This window comes from Neisseria sp. HMSC31F04, assembly GCF_001807735.1.
GTDB lineage: Bacteria > Pseudomonadota > Gammaproteobacteria > Burkholderiales > Neisseriaceae > Neisseria > Neisseria elongata.
The window spans coordinates 1-14892 of sequence record NZ_KV790813.1 but is presented as its reverse complement, the minus strand read 5'-3'; the positions used below and the strand labels follow the sequence as shown (position 1 = coordinate 14892).

The following is a 14892-nucleotide window of genomic DNA, read 5'->3' as shown; positions in this document are numbered from 1 at the left end:
TGAGGAAAAGGAATTTTGCAAAGGTCTCAGCCCGCTAAAATGGTCTTTATCAAAAAAGAAGCCGCCAACACCATGATGGAGGAGGCCGGCAACAGTACAGACCCCAACCGTTACGGGCTGATTCTGTCGGAACAAGAGAATGATGAAAGCGATACTCCCTGGCTGGTGGATCTGACCTTTACCGATTCCGGCTACATCAAAGACGATGATGCCAAGGAATGGGATGTCGAAGCCATGCTTGAACAATTGAAAGAAGGCACAACCGAACAAAACAAAGAACGTGCCGCCCGCAACCTGCCTGAATTGGAAACACGCGGCTGGGTGGAAAAACCGCAATATGATGCGGCTACCCATCGCCTGATTTGGTCGATTGACGTTTTGGAGAAAAACAAACCCGACCAAAATCTTACCATCAACTACAACACTTACCAGCTTGGTCGCGAAGGCTTTATCGAACTAACCATGGTCACCGATTTAAAAAGCATAGACCAATACAAACCTATCGCACGGGAATTATTGGGCAATATCGAATTCAACGAAGGCAAGCGTTACAGTGATTTCAATGCCGCGACCGACAAAGTGGCGGAATACGGATTGGCTGCCTTAGTCGGCGGATTGGCTGCGAAAAAACTGGGCTTGCTGGCGCTTGCCGGCGCATTGCTTGCCAAATTTGGCAAATTGATTGCTGTCGGCGTGATTGGTGCAGGCGCGTTGTTTAAAGGCTTATGGCGTAAAAAAGATAAAAACCAAAGCGAAGAATAGTGCTTGCGAAACTAAAAAAGGCCGTCTGAAACTTTTCAGACGGCCTTTCTATTTTACGAACGTATCCGTTTCAACATTTCTTCCTTGCCGATTAGTGCCAACACGGCATCGACGCTGGGCGTTTTCGCCGTGCCGCAGACGGCGAGGCGCAGGGGCATACCGAGTTTGCCCATTTTGATTCCTTCTTCGTCGCAGAAGGGTTTGAACAGGTCGTGGATGGCTTCGGCGTTCCAGTCTTCCAGCCCTTCGAGGCGTTCGGCGAAGCGCAGCATACGGGCGGCGGCTTCGTCGTCCCAGTGTTTCTGCACGTCCGCTTCGGCAGGCGTTTGTTTGACGTAGAAGTAGAGGCACTCGTCGGCGAGGGTGTTCAGGTCTTGGGCGCGGTCTTTGACCAGTGCCAACACGTCTTCCAACGCGGGTTTTGCCGTGTCGTAAATGTCGCGTAGGGCGAGGCGGGGTTTGATGAGTTCCGCGAGTTTTTCGTTGGCGGTGATTTTGATGTGTTCGCCGTTGATCCAGTAGAGTTTCTTCAAGTCCATGCGGCTTGGGGACGGGGAAACGTCTTTTAAATCAAACCATTCGATGAATTGTTCCATTGTGAAGAACTCGTCGTCGCCGTGCGCCCAGCCCAAACGAGCCAGATAGTTGAGCATGGCTTCGGGCAGGATGCCCATCGCGCCGAAATCGGTGATGGCGACGGTATCGCCGCTGCGTTTGGAGATTTTTTTACCTTGTTCGTTAAGAATCATGGGCAGGTGGCCGTATTCGGGCAGGTTCGCGCCGATGGCTTTTAAGATGTTGATTTGTTTCGGCGTGTTGTTCACATGGTCGTCGCCGCGGATAACGTGGGTAACGCCCATGTCGTAGTCGTCCACCACGACGCAGAAGTTGTAGGTCGGCGTGCCGTCGGCGCGGGCGATAATCAGGTCGTCGAGTGCTTCGTTGGGAATGGAGATTTCGCCTTTGACCAAGTCCGTCCACTGGGTAACGCCGTCCAAAGGCGTTTTGAAGCGGACGACGGGTTGCACGTCGGCAGGGATTTCGGGCAGGGTTTTGCCCTCTTCGGGACGCCAGCGGCGGTCGTAAGTTGCCGTGCCTTCTTTTTCGGCTTTCTCGCGCATGGCTTCCAGCTCTTCTTTGCTGCAATAGCAGTAGTAGGCGGCACCTTTTTCCAAGAGTTCGGCGATGACTTCTTTATAGCGGTCGAAACGGCGGGTTTGATACACGACGTTGTCGGCGTTGTCGTAATCGAGACCGACCCATTTCATGCCGTCGAGGATGATGTTGACGGATTCAGCGGTAGAACGCACCAAGTCGGTGTCTTCGATACGCAATAAGAACTCGCCTTTGTGATGGCGGGCAAACGCCCATGAAAACAAGGCGGTGCGCACGCCGCCGATGTGCAGGTAGCCGGTGGGGCTGGGGGCGAAACGGGTTTTGATTGTCATGTTGTTTCCAATATTTATGTAAGATATTCAATTTAAAACAGGGGGATACGGTGGCTTTCCAAATCCAGCAATGCCTGTTTGCGCGGCAATCCTCCGGCATAGCCGGTCAGCTTGCCGTTGCTGCCGATAACGCGATGGCAGGGAATGATGATGGAGATTTTGTTTGCACCGTTGGCGGCAGCTACTGCACGAACGGCTTTGGGATTAGCCAAAGCTTCCGCTTGCTGTTTGTAGCTGCGCGTATCGCCATAAGGTATGGTTTGCAGGATATGCCAAACCTGCTGTTGAAACGGCGTGCCGATTAAATCAAGCGGTATGTCGAAGTTTTGCCGCCGGCCGGCAAAGTATTCGGCCAATTGGCGGCGCAGGTTTTCAGTATCGGCGTTCTTTTGTTCAATACATTTCTCCGCATTATGGTGTTTCATAACAGCCTGTAATTCACGCGATAAAGTCTGTTGGTCGGTAAATTCGAGCAGGCACAGCCCTTTTCTGCTGAATACGGCTGTCATTTCACCAAGCGGAGTATCTATTTCGATGCGGTTTAAACTATCAGCGGCGTTTTCGGACGGCCTTTGGATGTGATTATTCATCTTCCATATTTCCTTGCTCACTGATATCAATCGCACGCGTCTGCCGCCAAGCAGCCAAACAGTTTTCATAATTGGCTTGCGGGATACACACGGTCAGACGACAGTCGAGTTGCAAATCTTGTGCAATAATTTCAGCCTGATGCTGTTTGGCAATCCTCACGGCATCGTTCAAATTTGGATAATCGCAACGCAAAAATACGGTTTTTTCGATGTTTTTTTCGACGACAACAGCGGTTTTCAAGGCTTCGGCTGCAGCTGTTTTGTAAGCATGTATCAAACCCGGAACGCCCAGCAGTGTACCGCCGAAATAGCGCACGACAATAATCAGTACATCGGTCAGACCGAAAGAATCGATCTTCCCCAATATCGGCCGTCCTGCGCTGCCGGAAGGTTCTCCATCATCATTGGCACGAAATTGCAGGTCGTCTGTACCGAGGCGGTAGGCATAACACCAATGCCGTGCCTTATGATGCGCCTGTCGCTGGTCATCTACCAGTTTTTTTACCTCTTCAGTGGTACGTATCGGGTAGGCGTAGGCAATAAAACGGCTGCCCTTATCTTTAAATTCTGCTTCAGCCGATGCGGACAGGGTACGAAAAGTATCGGCCATATTCAGACGGCCTTCCTGACAATAAAAACCGCTTTGCAGACCGCCGACAATAAGCCTTCCATCTTTTTGAAACAGATATTGAAACCGCACATAAAGCACACCCTTTCCACACCATTCCAATCATAGTTGCGTCTTGACTGCATCGGATTTTGGATTTGAAAAATGATGGGTTTAAAAGCACAGGCCGTCTGAAAGAGGATGCTTTTAAGTTTCCGTTCAGACGGCCTGTTTCACGTGAAACGCCTTATTGTTTCAGTGCCGCCGTTAATTGCGGCACGATATCAAACAAATCGCCCACTATACCGTAATCCGCTACATTGAAAATTGCCGCTTCGGGATCTTTATTGATAGCAACCACGGTTTTGCTGTCCTGCATGCCGGCGATGTGCTGAATCGCGCCGGATATGCCGACTGCGATATACAGCTCGGGCGCGACCACTTTGCCTGTTTGTCCGACCTGATAGTCGTTTGGCGCATATTCGGCGTCAACGGCCGCACGGGATGCGCCTATTCCCGCACCCAGAACATCGGCCAGCGGGGTCAGCACGGCATCAAAATTCTCTTTGCTGCCCAAACCCTTGCCACCGGACACCACTACACGCGCCTGCGTCAGTTCGGGACGCTCTGATTGCGGCAGCTCGCGGCTGACGAATCGGCTGATATTTTGTGCGGGCGTAGGTGCGGTAGAAACGGTTTCGGCCGAACCGCCGTCTGCGGCGGCATCAAAAGCGGTGGTACGGAAAGTCAGCACCAATTTCGGCTCTGTGCATTTCAATGTAACCAGCGCGTTTCCGGCGTAAATCGGACGGACAAAGGTATCACCGTCTATGATTTCAACCACATCGGATACTTGCGAACAATCCAGCAAAGCAGCAATGCGCGGCATCAGATTTTTGCCGAAGGCATCGGCAGCGGAGGCGATGTACCGGTAATCGGCAGCCAGAGATACAACCAAGGGCGCGAGTTCTTCTGCCAATGCTTCGGCATAATGAGGCGCATCGGCCAGCAATACTTTTTCCACGCCGGCCACTTTTACCGCCTGTTCTGCCACGGCCGCCGCGCCGCTGCCCGCCACCAACAGATGTACGCTACCCAGTTTGGCAGCAGCGGAAACAGCATGGCGGACGGCCGGATTCAAGGTTTGATTATTGTGTTCTGCTATCACTAATACGTTCATCATTTTCTCCTTAAATCACTTTGGCAGCTTTGAGTTTTTCCACCAATTCAGCCACACTGCCGACTTTTTCGCCGGCCTTCCGCGCTTTCGGTTCGGCGTAGGACACCGCCTGCATACGGGGTGCCGTATTTACACCTAATTCTTCGGGCGTGGATTTTTCCAACGGTTTTTTCTTAGCCTGCATAATCTGCGGCAGTTTGACGTAACGCGGTTCATTCAGGCGCAAATCCGCACTGATAACGGCAGGCAGTTTCAGGGCGACCGTTTCCATTCCCCCGTCGATTTCACGCGTTACTACGGCTTCACCGCCGTCAATTTCCAATTTTCCGGCAAATGTACCTTGCGGCGCATTCATCAGGGCAGCCAGCATTTGGGCGGTTTGATTGGCATCGTCATCTATCGCCTGTTTACCCAACAGCAGGATTTGCGGCTGCTCTTTGTCGGCCACAGCTTTGAGCAGTTTGGCCACAGCCAGCGGTTCTAAAGCGGCTTCGGTTTCAACATGGACGGCGCGGTCGGCACCCATGGCCAAAGCAGTGCGCAGGGTGTCTTCGCATTTTTTGCCGCCCAGCGACACGGCGACAATTTCACTTACTTTACCCGACTCTTTAAGGCGTACGGCTTCTTCCACCGCAATTTCGTCAAACGGGTTCATCGACATTTTGACGTTGCCGATGTCCACGTCCGAGCCATCGGCCTTTACCCGCACTTTGACGTTGTAATCCACCACGCGCTTTACGGCGACCAGTGCTTTCATTGGAATTCCTTTCGACTATATTTTGAAGAAATTATTTTGATTTTTCGGATTGCCGAATCGAATGTTTTCACACACGGGTTTACACAAATCGCTGCCTTATCCCTATTTGAAAATTTGCATTTTCTTCCGAACAAATCCCGGCTTTACGACCCGAACAAGGATAAGGTCCGCATAGGAAATTTTTGATAAAACCAAACATCGGCGCACAATCAATAAACTGTAATACCGTTAATTTTTTAAATATCCGGGAATGTTTCCGACCAAACAATACAAAATGTACTGCCGCCGTATCCGGGCTGCCAACCTGCTGTCAAAGCCTTGTGAATAGCGACGGCAACCGTTTTAGGACTAACAACGCTGTGAGGTACGTCATACATAATGTCATATCGTGCGGCATTCATATTAACGTGCAATAAACTGCCGCGTATATTTTCCTGCACAACGGCAAAAGTAAGCAGTTCGGCATAATCAGCTTGCCCGCGCGAAGGCTTGCGGCGGATCACCCAACGATATACTGTGCCGTCTACAACAATTCGGCGGCTGCCTTTTTTCGTTATCGACATTATTTGTTACTTCATCTGTTTTCAGACGGCCTCTTCCGCATTCATGCCCTGCAACAGTAATTTGAAAACGGTTTGCGGCTCGGGCATTTGGCCGATGCCGCCGATATTGGCTGCTTTCGGCGACGATTGCACACCGGTTTTTTCGGGGGCAGTATCGGTATAAATACCGACCAAAGGCTTATCGAACGCATTGGCCAAATGCAGCAATCCGGTATCCACGCCGACCACGCCAGCCGCATCCTGCAATAATTCTGCCGCCTGCATCAGATTCATTTTATCGCACACCCGAACATACGGCAGGCCGTCTGAAAGGCTCTCGGCACGGATTTTTTCCTTCTCACTGCCCCAAGGCAGGTATATCGTACCGCTGTCTCGTTCATGCATCAGCCACATCAGCTCGCGCCAATATTGAGGCTGCCATAATTTGCTGTCGCGACTAGAAGCATGCAGGGCGACATAATACGGTTTTTCGGTTTTCAGACGGCCTTTTTCGGGAATTTGCGCACCGAAAATCAATTTTTCCGGCAATTCGTAACCGAATGCTTGGGCAAACAGACTGCGGTTGCGCCAAACGGCATCTCGATCCTTAGGAACAAGAAACACGCGGTTATACAAACAGGCCGCCCAACTTTCACGCGCACTGTATTTGTCCAACCCCCACACCGGCGCACCTGCCATTTTTGCCGGCAGTGCACTTTTTATCAGGTTTTGGCTGTCCAACACCAAATCAAATTTTTCTTGCCGCAAATTGGTTTTCAGACGGCCTATTTCCTGCCAAGTTTCCCTTTTACCCAACTGTTTGCGCCATTGCCGCCAGCTTAGGGTATGGATTTTTTTCACAAAAGGATGCAGCTGTGCAATATCGGCGAATCCCGCTTCACACAACCAATGCAATTCGATATCGGGGCGGCAGACGGATAAATCGTTTACCGCCGGCAAAGTGTGGATTAAATCGCCCATACTGGACAGGCGGACCAATAATACTTTCATTGCGTTATCGCCAGATTCCTTTTGCACCACATTAGCCTGTTTCACGTGAAACAGAATCAAACTGATGATTTCAAATAATCTTTTATTTTTTCAGTATTCGGCAACACGATTGCTCCGGCTGCCTGCATTTTGTGCCAAGCTTGTTCAACCGTTTCTTCGGCAATGCCGCGGCAAGCTGCCGCATTCACGATAACCTGCCAATCTCCGCTGCGGCAAAGCTGCAATACCGTATGTTTGACACAATAATCGGTGGCCAAACCGCCCACCAGAACTGTTTCCGCCCCCTTTGCCATCAGCCATTCGATTAGGCCTGTACTCAACCTTTCTTCGATATCGTGATAACACGCGCCGTAAGGGTGCAATTCGGGGTCTACTCCCTTCCATACGCAATAATCATACCCATGATAATCAGGAAGGCCATTTAATAAATCGAACCCTTCGCTGCCGACAATCGCATGGGAAACCCACGTCAAATCAGCGTTTGCCAAACCTGTCGGTTTCAACATATCCACAGGGTTATCCACAAGCCAGCGGGCATTCGGGCTGTGTGCGTCTTTCGTCATTACACGCAAATCGGCCAACTCGGCCTGCGCGTTCAACTCCGCGGCAATAGTGTCCCCGCCGGCCACCGGCAATTCGGCCGGACAAAGCGGGGTAAAGGTTTTCTGTGCATCAACATCAATTGAAACAATCATGGCGCTATTTTTCCATCGGCCGCAAACAGAGCGGCATTATAACAAAAGCACCGCCGCACCGTGCTACAATCCGCACAACTTACCAACATAGTTATCCACAATGCGGTATACCATAGAAACCATAGGCCGCGTGAATTCGCCCTATACGCAGAAATTCGGCATCGCCCGCCAGCCCGGGCTGGTGCCGTCGGCGGAAATCGTCATCGAATTGAAGCCCGAATTTACCGCCGATGCCGTACGCGGTTTGGAAGGTTTCGGCTACATCTGGCTGCATTTTATCTTTCACGGCGTACTCGGCGAAGGCTGGTCGTCTATGGTGCGGCCGCCGCGTTTGGGCGGAAAACGGAAAATGGGTGTGTTTGCCACCCGCAGCCCGCACCGTCCCAACCATCTCGGCTTGTCGTTGTTGAAATTGGAAGGCATAGAATGCGGCAGCGGCGGCGTGAAAATCCACTGCAGCGGCGCAGATTTGCTAGACGGTACGCCGGTTATCGACATCAAACCTTACATACCCTTTGTCGAAGCCCGCCCCGACGCGGCTGCCGGTTTTGCCGCCGAATCCCCTCCGTTGCTGGATATTGTTTGGCAGACTGAGGCGGACGGCCTTTCAGACGGCCTGAAAACCCTGATTGAACAATCCGTCGCCCAAGACCCGCGCCCGGCCTACCAAGACATCGCCGAACGGATTTATGTGATGGAAATTGCCGGTTGGGAAGTAAAATTTAGGATTGAAGGGCAAACCGCCGCCATCATTCAAATCAAACCAATCGGAGCAATTTGAATTTGAGGCCGTCTGAAACGATATTTTCAGACGGCCTCAAAACCATTCGGAAGAAAAGATTTCAAACTAAGCCAACCGGCAGGCAACCATATAATTAACATCCACTTTATCGCTGAGCGAATAATGTTTCAGCAGCGGGTTGTAAGTCAAACCCTTGCTGTCGGCAATATCCAGCCCGGCTTGGCGGCACATACGCGCCAATTCGGCAGGCGTGATGAACTTCTGCCAGTCGTGTGTACCTTTGGGCACCAGCTTCAAAATATATTCCGCCCCCAAAATGGCATGCAGATAAGATTTCGGGTTACGGTTGATGGTGGAAAAAAACACCATGCCGCCCGATTTGGCCAGACGGGCGCAAGAACGGATGATGGCGGCAGGATCGGGCACATGCTCCATCATTTCCATGCAGGTAACGACGTCGTAAGCCTGAGGGGTTTCGGCCGCCAAATCTTCCACGCTGACGCAGCGGTAGGCAATATTGTCCAACTGCCTCATCTTTGCATGGTTTTCGGCGGTTTGCAGCGATTTTTCCGCCAAATCGATACCCAAGACCTCCGCCGCGCCTCGGTCGGCCATGCTTTCGCTCAAGATGCCGCCGCCGCAGCCGACATCCAGCACTTTCTTACCCGCCAAACCGGCAAAGCGGTCGATATAGTCCAAACGGATGGGGTTGATGTCGTGCAGCGGCTTGAATTCGCTCTCTTTATCCCACCATTTGTCGGCCAGGCGGCTGAATTTGTCGATTTCTTCGTTGTCCACATTCGGCTGTTGCTCGGTTTGATTCATTGGATTCTCCGTTTTTCAGGTCGGCAGCATTGTACCCGAAACACCGCCTGCCGTATTTGTCTTTCAGACGGCCTAATGCCTGCCGCAGAAAACCAAAAGGCCGTCTGAAAACCTTTTTCAGACGGCCCAAAACAATCACTGACACCGGATTAGGCGTTCAAACCCGCCCAATAAACCAATGTGCGGATAAGCTGGCAGGCGTAAGACATTTCGTTGTCGTACCACGATACGGTCTTCACCAACTGATTATTTCCGCTGCCGATAACGCGGGTTTGCGTGGCATCAAACAGCGAACCGGCCTGCAAACCGATAACGTCGGAAGAAACAATCGGATCTTCCGTGTAGGCAAAGGCTTCGCTTTCGGCAGCCTTCATCGCGGCATTGATTTCCTCAACCGTTACTTCGCGCGACAAGACCGAAACCAATTCGGTCAGCGAGCCGGTGGCGACGGGTACGCGCTGCGCCGAGCCGTCAAGTTTGCCTGCCAGCTCCGGAATCACCAGGCCGATGGCTTTGGCCGCACCGGTGGTATTCGGCACAATGTTCAAAGCGGCGGCGCGGGCGCGGCGGAAATCGTTTTTCCGATGCGGCGCGTCCAAAGTATTCTGGTCGCCGGTGTAGGCATGAACGGTGGTCATAAAACCCTGAACCACGCCGAATTCACGTTGCAATACGTCGGCCATCGGCGCCAGGCAGTTGGTGGTGCAGGAAGCGGCGGAAACCACTTCTTCGCTGCCGTCCAAAATCTGATGGTTCACGCCGAAAACGACGGTTTTGACATCATTGCCGCCCGGGGCTGAAATCATTACCTTCTTCGTGCCCGCCCGGATATGGGCCTGCGCTTTTTCTTTTTTGGCAAAAAATCCGGTGCACTCTAAAACCACGTCTATGCCGAGTTCGCCCCACGGCAGTTCTTCGGGATTCGGATTGGAAAATACTTTGATTTCTTTGCCGTTTACCGCGATATTTCCGTTTTTCAATTCCGCTTTTCCGCCAAACCTGCCTTGTGTGCTGTCGTATTTGAACAGGTGCAGCAGCATGTCTGCCGGTGTCAGGTCATTGATTGCCGCTACTTCGATGCCCGGTGTTTCGCTGATAAGGCGCAAAGCCAGTCTGCCGATGCGTCCGAAACCGTTGATTGCCACTTTAATAGCCATGTCTCACTCCTTGTCTTCAATATTTTGATGTAAAGAAATATCGCCGGTCTGTTTTATCATATTCGGCACGGACTACCTAAGGTTACCTGTTATATTTTGCCGATTTGTCGTAAAAAGATACCAAATAATATGAAAATATAAATTGATGATGCCGATGAATGCTGAAATTTATTGTGGATAATCAAAATTATGCATTTATTTCATGGCACTATGTTAAGTTCAAATAGGTGGATAACGCTAATTTTTCTTTTTTGAATACTGTGGATATTTTTTCAGACGGCCTCCATATCTGTGGACAAAACCAGGTTGCGGATATTTTTCGGCAGCGGTTGTCCACATCAGGCTGAGGCCGTCTGAAAGATTGGAAAAATTTATGGAATACCTGCTGCCGATATCGTATTTTTACCGTATGATGACGTGGCATGATTAGGATTGGAAAGGAAGCGATATGCGGCAGAGAACTTTGGCAAAATCGGTCAGCGCGACAGGCGTCGGCCTGCATTCCGGCGAACGGGTGATATTGACCCTGCATCCGGCAAAAGAAAACGAAGGCATCATGTTCCGCCGCAGCGATTTATCGGGCGAACAAGGCGAAATCATCCGTTTGTCGCCCTATCTAATCAACGACACCCGTCTTTCGTCCACCATCGTAACCGAACAAGGCGTTCGGGTCGGCACCATCGAACACATCATGTCCGCCCTTGCGGCCTACGGCGTGGACAATGTCTTAATCGAGCTCAGTGCGCCGGAAATTCCGATTATGGACGGCTCCAGCCTGCCTTTCCTCTACCTTCTGCAAGATGCCGGCATTATCGATCAGAAGGCGCAAAAGCGTTTCTTGAAAATCATCAAACCGGTGGAAGTAAAGGCCGACGGCAAATGGGTGAAATTCACTCCGCACAACGGCTTTAAGGTAACGCTGACCATCGAATTCGACCATCCCGTATTCAATTGCAGCCCGCCGACTTTCGAAATCGACTTTGCCGGCCAATCGTATGTGGACGAAATCGCCCGTGCCCGCACCTTCGGTTTCATGCAGGAAGTGGAAATGATGCGGTCGCATAATTTGGGTTTGGGCGGTAATCTGTCCAACGCCATCGTTATCGACGACAACGACGTGCTGAATCCCGAAGGCCTGCGCTATCCCGACGAATTCGTGCGCCATAAAATCCTTGATGCCATCGGCGATTTATATATCGTCGGCCATCCGATTATCGGCGCGTTTGAAGGTTACAAATCCGGTCATGCCATCAATAATGCCCTGTTGCGGGCAGTATTGGCCGACGAAACCGCCTATCAGTGGGTGGAATTTCCCGACGACAGCCTGATTCCGCCCTCATTCTTTCAAATAAACGGACAAGCCGTCTGAAAAGCGGGAAAAAATCGGGTTTATCCACAGAAAACAGAGGCCGTCTGAAAACAGTCCACAATCATCCCTGCGTAAACGGAATGGTTGCCGACAGCTTTTCAGACGGCCTAATCATTTGAAAAATAAAACATAAAACAGCTTATCCACAGATAATTTAACGGTTCAACAAAACAATCTGTTTATATAAAAACATATTAAAGTACAAATAACGGCAAACAAAACAAAACCGTAAAATTGGGACTTTGTTATAAAATTTCATAAAAACAGTATAAAAATCAAAGCAAACAACCAAAAATCATAGCAGGAACAGCAGCAATCGGGTAAAGTTACGCCATTTTCCAACCGAATTTTGAAGGACACCTGATGAAAGGCGACATCGGCGTAATTGGTTTGGCCGTAATGGGACAAAACCTGATACTCAACATGAACGACAAAGGCTTCAAAGTAGTGGCCTACAACCGCACCGTTTCCAAAGTGGACGATTTTCTCAACGGCGCGGCAAAAAACACGAATATCATCGGTGCGTACAGCATTCCCGATTTGGTGGAAAAACTGGAAAAACCACGGAAAATCATGTTGATGGTTCGGGCTGGAACAGTAGTGGACGACTTTATCGCCCAATTGTTGCCGCACCTTGAAGAAGGCGACATCATCATCGACGGCGGCAATGCGAATTTCCCCGATTCCACCCGCCGTACACACGAGCTGGCCGCCAAAGGTATACGCTTTATCGGCGCGGGCGTGTCCGGCGGCGAAGAAGGCGCGCGTAACGGCCCGTCGATTATGCCCGGCGGCAGCGAAGAAGCCTGGCCGTTTGTCAAACCCATTTTGCAGGCCATTTCCGCCAAAACCCCGCAAGGCGAGCCTTGTTGCGACTGGGTCGGCCGCGACGGTGCGGGGCATTTCGTCAAAATGGTGCACAACGGCATCGAATACGGCGATATGCAGCTGATCTGCGAAGCCTATCAGTTTATGAAAGACGGCTTGGGCATGAGTGCCGACGAAATGCAGCAGACTTTTGCCGCATGGAATAAAACCGAGCTGAACAGTTATCTGATTGAAATTACTGCCGACATCCTTGCTTATAAAGATTCAGACGGCCTGCCTCTGGTAGACAAAATACTCGATACCGCCGGACAAAAAGGCACCGGCAAATGGACAGGCATCAACGCTTTGGATTTGGGTATTCCGCTGACTTTGATTTCCGAAGCCGTTTTCGCCCGCTGCGTTTCCGCCTTTAAGCAACAGCGCGAAACTGCCGCCGCATTGTTCGGCCATACCGTCGAAACAGTGGCGGGCGACCGTGCGGAATGGCTGGAAGCCCTCCGTCTGGCCTTGCTGGCATCCAAAATTATTTCTTACGCCCAAGGCTTTATGCTGATACGCGAAGCGGGTGAGGCCAACGGCTGGGAACTGAACTACGGCAACACCGCCCTGCTTTGGCGCGAAGGCTGCATTATCCGCAGCGCGTTCTTGGGCAATATCCGCGACGCTTATGAAGCCGATCCTGATTTGGTTTTCTTGGGCAGCGACCCTTATTTCAAAAATATCCTGCAAACCGCGCTGCCGTCTTGGCGCAAAGTGGCGGCCAAGGCCGTCGAATGCGGCCTGCCCATGCCGTGCATGACTTCCGCGCTGACTTTTTTGGACGGCTACACCACGGCACGCCTGCCGGCCAATCTGTTGCAGGCGCAACGCGATTATTTCGGCGCGCACACTTACGAACGCACCGACAAACCGCGCGGCGAATTTTTCCATACCAATTGGACGGGTACCGGCGGCGATACGGCTTCGACGACTTATGATGTTTAAGGCCGTCTGAAAACATGATTGCCGACGATAATCCGCGTCTGCCTTTTCTCAACCAAGTGCTTTTTGCCGTACAAAAACTGCCTGATGCCGCCGTTTTGTCGCATCATTTTGCCGAATATGCACCTTTGCCCGATATCAGCCTGTTGCTGACACATCCCGATTGTGATGGGCCTTTGGTTATATCCGCTGTTTCCGTGCAAGGTGGCGATGTCGTTTTCCAACCGTTTCCCGCCGATGGCAAACCGCATTGGCGTTTGGATTGCGAAAGCGGTAAAATTTTTTACACCTGCGATTTGGATGAAGCGGTCGGTTTTGTGGAAGATTGGCTGGATTTTTGTCAAAGCACCCGTTTAATCAGGCAAGATTTGCCGTTGCGGGTTGCCGCCGAAGATTTGCCCCCGCTGTCTGCCGTTTTGCCGCAGCAGCTTGTTTGGCCGGAAGGAACTCCGCCCGATACGGCGGATTGGCCTGCAGGGGATAAAGCTGCCTTGGCTGCCGATTATGCGGCGGCAGACAGGGAGCGTATCGCCGAAGGCTTTCCTCGCGACAAGCGCGGCAATGCGGCCAAAGGAAGTACGGTTGTTTTGGCGTGGTATGGCCCGCCGGTTGGCCATATGCGCCGTCGTCCGGCTTTGGTGGTGCGTGCGGCGGCAAAAAATACGCTGGTTTTTGCGGCGGAAAAACTGATTGTGGAAAACCAGACTCATTGTTGGGCTGACGAACGATGGCGTTGGCACAGCGGTGAAGAATGGTCGTCTGAAAGTGTCCGCAACGGTACGGCAGGCGACGAGGAACGTGCCGCCCAAGCATCTGACGCGTTGGCAGAAGGCCGTTTCGATGACGCACTGGCTTTATACGGTATCGGTTGGGACAAATATTTGGCGCAAGTGCTGCACGGTTTGCTGCTGAATATCGGCGATGCTGTACACTGCGACGATTGGCAGGAAGAGTTGGTTCGGCTGATGGCCAATCTCGCGCCGTGGCGTTTGGCCAAGGCCGTATTGCAGGGAAAACGCCGCCCGCGCCTGCTACTGTTTTCCGGCCAGCAACGTCAGAGTAAGGTTTGCGTGTTGTTGGAACGCGGCGGAGAAGGTTTGCGCTTGGTTGTGGATTACAGCGGCTCGAACGAACGTTTGCCGCAAAGCCGCTTTTTGCGGGAAATATAAGGCGTAGCGGACTTTAGTACATTTTGGAAAATCTTTGATGCTACCTGCCCAAACTGCCTGTAGCATTTATTTTGTAAATCATGTTTTGATACATGAAATCTTTACCCGTTTGGTATCCAACGTATGTAAGAAATTCTGGCATTCTGTCCATTCACGCTATACGGACATTCTTTAATACTTATTCAAAATTTAATCTACCTGAGACCTTTGCAAAATCCCCCCAAAATCC

The 14892-nt window shown here is 51.4% G+C and carries 14 protein-coding genes and 1 pseudogene; 5 read left to right on the top strand and 10 right to left on the bottom strand.

Annotation, left to right across the window (positions count from 1 at the left end):
• Positions 1-30: 30 nt before the first annotated feature.
• Positions 31-762 (top strand): annotated as a pseudogene (locus tag HMPREF3107_RS07490) (DUF2167 domain-containing protein); the annotation flags it as partial.
• Positions 763-815: 53 nt separating this feature from the next.
• Here HMPREF3107_RS07490 and gltX read toward each other — a convergent pair.
• The 8 genes from gltX to HMPREF3107_RS07450 form a co-directional block, all read right to left on the bottom strand.
• Positions 816-2210, bottom strand: coding sequence for a glutamate--tRNA ligase (gene gltX / locus HMPREF3107_RS07485; protein WP_070454729.1), 1395 nt, complete (start codon positions 2208-2210; stop codon positions 816-818).
• 32 nt (positions 2211-2242) lie between these two features.
• Positions 2243-2800 (bottom strand): methylated-DNA--[protein]-cysteine S-methyltransferase, encoded by a 558-nt coding sequence (locus HMPREF3107_RS07480; protein WP_246828611.1) that lies wholly within the window; start codon positions 2798-2800, stop codon positions 2243-2245.
• Positions 2793-3410, bottom strand: a complete 618-nt coding sequence (locus HMPREF3107_RS07475) for an IMPACT family protein (protein WP_070454725.1) — start codon at positions 3408-3410, stop codon at positions 2793-2795. Before HMPREF3107_RS07475 ends, HMPREF3107_RS07480 begins: the two co-directional genes overlap by 8 nt.
• Before the next feature lie 244 nt (positions 3411-3654).
• Positions 3655-4587 (bottom strand): electron transfer flavoprotein subunit alpha/FixB family protein, encoded by a 933-nt coding sequence (locus HMPREF3107_RS07470; RefSeq protein ID WP_070454723.1) that lies wholly within the window; start codon positions 4585-4587, stop codon positions 3655-3657.
• Positions 4588-4597: 10 nt separating this feature from the next.
• Positions 4598-5344 carry an electron transfer flavoprotein subunit beta/FixA family protein gene (locus HMPREF3107_RS07465; RefSeq protein ID WP_070454721.1) on the bottom strand — a complete coding sequence of 249 codons (747 nt, stop codon included), beginning with the start codon at positions 5342-5344 and terminating at the stop codon, positions 4598-4600.
• Between the two features lie 236 nt (positions 5345-5580).
• Positions 5581-5907, bottom strand: coding sequence for a hypothetical protein (locus HMPREF3107_RS07460; protein WP_070454719.1), 327 nt, complete (start codon positions 5905-5907; stop codon positions 5581-5583).
• A gap of 21 nt (positions 5908-5928) precedes the next feature.
• The gene (gene waaC, locus HMPREF3107_RS07455; RefSeq protein ID WP_070454717.1) at positions 5929-6897 is read right to left on the bottom strand and encodes a lipopolysaccharide heptosyltransferase I; all 969 of its coding nucleotides are present in this window, start codon (positions 6895-6897) and stop codon (positions 5929-5931) included.
• Between the two features lie 56 nt (positions 6898-6953).
• Positions 6954-7592, bottom strand: a complete 639-nt coding sequence (locus HMPREF3107_RS07450) for a nicotinamidase (RefSeq protein ID WP_070454715.1) — start codon at positions 7590-7592, stop codon at positions 6954-6956.
• Between the two features lie 100 nt (positions 7593-7692).
• Between HMPREF3107_RS07450 and tsaA the strand changes: the two genes are divergently transcribed.
• Positions 7693-8373 carry a tRNA (N6-threonylcarbamoyladenosine(37)-N6)-methyltransferase TrmO gene (tsaA, locus tag HMPREF3107_RS07445; protein ID WP_070454713.1) on the top strand — a complete coding sequence of 227 codons (681 nt, stop codon included), beginning with the start codon at positions 7693-7695 and terminating at the stop codon, positions 8371-8373.
• A gap of 66 nt (positions 8374-8439) precedes the next feature.
• On the opposite strand, the gene ubiG is transcribed toward tsaA, so the two are convergent.
• A complete protein-coding gene (ubiG, locus tag HMPREF3107_RS07440) occupies positions 8440-9159 on the bottom strand; it encodes a bifunctional 2-polyprenyl-6-hydroxyphenol methylase/3-demethylubiquinol 3-O-methyltransferase UbiG (RefSeq protein WP_070454711.1) in 720 nt (239 codons plus the stop codon).
• Between the two features lie 149 nt (positions 9160-9308).
• Positions 9309-10316, bottom strand: coding sequence for a type I glyceraldehyde-3-phosphate dehydrogenase (gene gap, locus HMPREF3107_RS07435; RefSeq protein WP_070454709.1), 1008 nt, complete (start codon positions 10314-10316; stop codon positions 9309-9311).
• Between the two features lie 448 nt (positions 10317-10764).
• Between gap and lpxC the strand changes: the two genes are divergently transcribed.
• From lpxC to HMPREF3107_RS07420, 3 genes are all read left to right on the top strand, one after another.
• Entirely contained in the window at positions 10765-11685 is a 921-nt protein-coding gene (gene lpxC / locus HMPREF3107_RS07430; protein WP_070454706.1) for a UDP-3-O-acyl-N-acetylglucosamine deacetylase, read from the top strand.
• Between the two features lie 363 nt (positions 11686-12048).
• Positions 12049-13497 (top strand): decarboxylating NADP(+)-dependent phosphogluconate dehydrogenase, encoded by a 1449-nt coding sequence (gene gnd, locus HMPREF3107_RS07425; RefSeq protein ID WP_070454704.1) that lies wholly within the window; start codon positions 12049-12051, stop codon positions 13495-13497.
• A gap of 14 nt (positions 13498-13511) precedes the next feature.
• Positions 13512-14663 (top strand): hypothetical protein, encoded by a 1152-nt coding sequence (locus tag HMPREF3107_RS07420; RefSeq protein ID WP_070454702.1) that lies wholly within the window; start codon positions 13512-13514, stop codon positions 14661-14663.
• Positions 14664-14892 lie beyond the last annotated feature (229 nt).

Bases quoted from the DNA above. Each gene is read 5' to 3' on its own strand.
- gltX (WP_070454729.1), bottom strand. From the start codon at position 2,210: ATGACAATCAAAACCCGTTTCGCCCCCAGCCCCACCGGCTACCTGCAC.
- HMPREF3107_RS07480 (WP_246828611.1), bottom strand. From the start codon at position 2,800: ATGAATAATCACATCCAAAGGCCGTCCGAAAACGCCGCTGATAGTTTA.
- HMPREF3107_RS07475 (WP_070454725.1), bottom strand. From the start codon at position 3,410: ATGGCCGATACTTTTCGTACCCTGTCCGCATCGGCTGAAGCAGAATTT.
- HMPREF3107_RS07470 (WP_070454723.1), bottom strand. From the start codon at position 4,587: ATGAACGTATTAGTGATAGCAGAACACAATAATCAAACCTTGAATCCG.
- HMPREF3107_RS07465 (WP_070454721.1), bottom strand. From the start codon at position 5,344: ATGAAAGCACTGGTCGCCGTAAAGCGCGTGGTGGATTACAACGTCAAA.
- HMPREF3107_RS07460 (WP_070454719.1), bottom strand. From the start codon at position 5,907: ATGTCGATAACGAAAAAAGGCAGCCGCCGAATTGTTGTAGACGGCACA.
- waaC (WP_070454717.1), bottom strand. From the start codon at position 6,897: ATGAAAGTATTATTGGTCCGCCTGTCCAGTATGGGCGATTTAATCCAC.
- HMPREF3107_RS07450 (WP_070454715.1), bottom strand. From the start codon at position 7,592: ATGATTGTTTCAATTGATGTTGATGCACAGAAAACCTTTACCCCGCTT.
- tsaA (WP_070454713.1), top strand. From the start codon at position 7,693: ATGCGGTATACCATAGAAACCATAGGCCGCGTGAATTCGCCCTATACG.
- ubiG (WP_070454711.1), bottom strand. From the start codon at position 9,159: ATGAATCAAACCGAGCAACAGCCGAATGTGGACAACGAAGAAATCGAC.
- gap (WP_070454709.1), bottom strand. From the start codon at position 10,316: ATGGCTATTAAAGTGGCAATCAACGGTTTCGGACGCATCGGCAGACTG.
- lpxC (WP_070454706.1), top strand. From the start codon at position 10,765: ATGCGGCAGAGAACTTTGGCAAAATCGGTCAGCGCGACAGGCGTCGGC.
- gnd (WP_070454704.1), top strand. From the start codon at position 12,049: ATGAAAGGCGACATCGGCGTAATTGGTTTGGCCGTAATGGGACAAAAC.
- HMPREF3107_RS07420 (WP_070454702.1), top strand. From the start codon at position 13,512: ATGATTGCCGACGATAATCCGCGTCTGCCTTTTCTCAACCAAGTGCTT.